The sequence below is a fragment of the Spirillospora sp. NPDC049652 genome (genome assembly GCF_040675125.1).
In the GTDB taxonomy this organism is placed as follows: Bacteria; Actinomycetota; Actinomycetes; order Streptosporangiales; family Streptosporangiaceae; genus Spirillospora.
Genome location: NZ_JBFAOF010001045.1, coordinates 1 through 2354, shown reverse-complemented (window position 1 = coordinate 2354; position 2354 = coordinate 1). Strand labels below are relative to the sequence as shown.

Annotated in this window: 2 protein-coding genes; both read right to left on the bottom strand. The window is 75.2% G+C overall.

Features of this window, described 5'->3' with window-relative positions; translation table 11 throughout:
* The coding region (locus AB0J52_RS36640) for a class I SAM-dependent methyltransferase (RefSeq protein WP_500187505.1) at window positions 1-556 on the bottom strand (556 nt) is incomplete at its 3' end.
* Window positions 557-672: 116 nt separating this feature from the next.
* Window positions 673-2250 carry an MFS transporter gene (locus tag AB0J52_RS36635; protein WP_500187504.1) on the bottom strand — a complete coding sequence of 526 codons (1578 nt, stop codon included), beginning with the start codon at window positions 2248-2250 and terminating at the stop codon, window positions 673-675.
* Window positions 2251-2354 lie beyond the last annotated feature (104 nt).

The window sequence follows — 2354 nt, the reverse complement described above, 5'->3', positions numbered from 1 at the left end:
CCACAGCGTCGCGGCCATGGGACGCGTCGCCGTCGGCGCTCTGCGGGGCCGAGCCGTGGCGCGCGCGGGGCACGCGGTCGTGCCGGGAGCGGCCGCCGGTGGCGCGGGAGGCGGCGCGGCGCAGCGGATCCGGGACGTTGCGGTCGAGGAAGCCGAAGGCGGTGTCGCGGTCGCGCATCCGGACCAGCAGCAGCCCGCCGGGCTTGAGCGCGGCCGCGATCCGGTCGAGCACCAGCTCGGCGTTCCGCAGCCGCTCGATGAGGTACGGGGCGTGCACGATGTCGTAGGCGCGCGGCGGCATCGGGACGTCGCGCAGGTCGCCCAGGTGCCAGGTGTGGAGGTCGGTGCGGGCGCGGACGCGGGCGCGCAGGCCGGGGAGGTCGAGGTCGACGCCGGTGATCTGCGCGTCGAGGTTCCCGAGGTCGAGCGCGTGCCCCCAGCCGCAGCCCGCCTCCAGCAGTTGCAGCCGTTGCGGGGGCCGCTCGGCGCAGTACTGCCGGATGCGGGCGGAGAAGAGATCGCCGGGGTTGACCGGTGTGGTGCGCAGTTCGGTCACAAGTGCGTAGCGTAACGGGCACATGGCGGAGCGTCCGCTATTTGCCCTCTCTTGGCGGTTCGCTGAAAGCCGCCATGCGCCCTTTAGCGCCGGACCGAAACCCGGGTCAGCCCGGGTCAGTGCTCGACCTCGCCCAGGTCCAGATCGCGCGGGGTCAGCCTCCAGACCAGGACGGCCGCGGCCAGCATCAGCGCACCGCCCGCGATGCCCGTCCACTCCAGGGACGTCGTGAACGCGGCCTTGGCCTCCTCGACCAGCCGCGCGCCGCCCGGCCCGCCCGCGACCTCGACCGCGCCCGCGATGGACTCCCGGGCCTGCTCGGCGGCCCGTCCGGTGATCCCGGCGGACGCCAGGTCCGAGAGCGGCAGGCCGTGCCGGAACACCGCGGCGGCGACGCTGCCGAGCACCGCGACGCCGAGCACGCCGCCCAGCTCGTAGCTGGTCTCCTCGAACGCGGCGGCGCTGCCGGACCGCACCGCGGGCGCGCCCGCCATGATCACCGCGGACGCCACCCCGAGCGCGCCGAGCCCGATCCCGACCACCAGCAGCGACACCGCCACGGTCGGGTAGCCGAGCGGCCGGGGCCCGAGGAACAGCGCCGCGAAGCCCACGCCGATGAGCAGCAGCCCGCCGGACAGGACGGCCCGCGCGCCGATCCGGTTGGCGATGGCCGGGGCGAGGGGCGAGAACACCGCCGCGCCGACGGCCTCCGGCAGCAGCCGGATCCCCGACTCCAGCGGCGAGTAGCCCTGCACGACCTGCATCCACTGGGCGAGCAGCAGCATCGTCGCGGCGGCGGCGATGCTGACGGTCAGCGCCGTGACGATCCCGGCCGAGAAGGCGCGTCCGCGCAGCAGCCGGACGTCCAGCAGCGGGTGCTCGCGGCGCAGGCAGCGCCGGACGAACCAGCCCAGCGCGACGGCCGCGACCGCGGCGGCGGCGAGGGCCTCGCCGGTCGGGCCGTCCTTGCCGAGGTGCTTGATCGCGTAGACGAGCGCGACCATCCCGACGATCGACAGGGCCGCGCCGAGCGCGTCCCAGGGGCCGGGGTGCGGGTTGCGCGACTCGGGCAGCAGGAACCAGCCGGCCACCAGCGCGACCGCCATCACCGGCACGTTCACCAGGAACGCCGAGTGCCAGGAGAACGCCTCCAGCAGCGCGCCGCCGAGGATCGGGCCGAGCGCGCCGCCGAGCGCCGCCATGGTCCCCCAGATCCCGAGCGCCGTCGCCCGCTCGCGCGGGTCGGTGAACAGGTTCCGGATCATCGACAGCGTGGACGGCATGATCATCGCGCCGCCGATGCCGAGCAGCGCCCGCACGGCGATGACCGCGCCGGGCGTGTCCGCCCACAGGACGGCCAGCGAGGCCAGCCCGAACAGGGCGAACCCGGTGAGCAGCATCCGCTTGCGCCCCCACCGGTCGCCGAGCGCCGCCCAGGTCACCAGCAGGCCGGACACGACCAGCGAGTAGACGTCCACCATCCACAGCAGCGAGATCGCGTCGGGCCGCAGGTCGGCCGAGATCTCGGGCAGCGCCACGTTCAGGACGGTCATGTCCATCACGACGAGCAGCAGGCTCGCCGACAGGACGGCCAGCCCGGCCCACCGCCGCGGGTGCGGCGCCGGAGTCTCCGGACGGGCCGCCGCGACGTCCCCGCCCGGCGGCATGTTCCGCACCGGTTCCGCCGTCGTCATTCTCTTCCCCCGTTGTTCGTCAGAAGTCATGGGTCGTACCGCTGTGTCATCGGTCGCCCGCTGGGCCGGGTCAGGCCCCGGGGGGCGCGGCCCCGGCCGGCGCG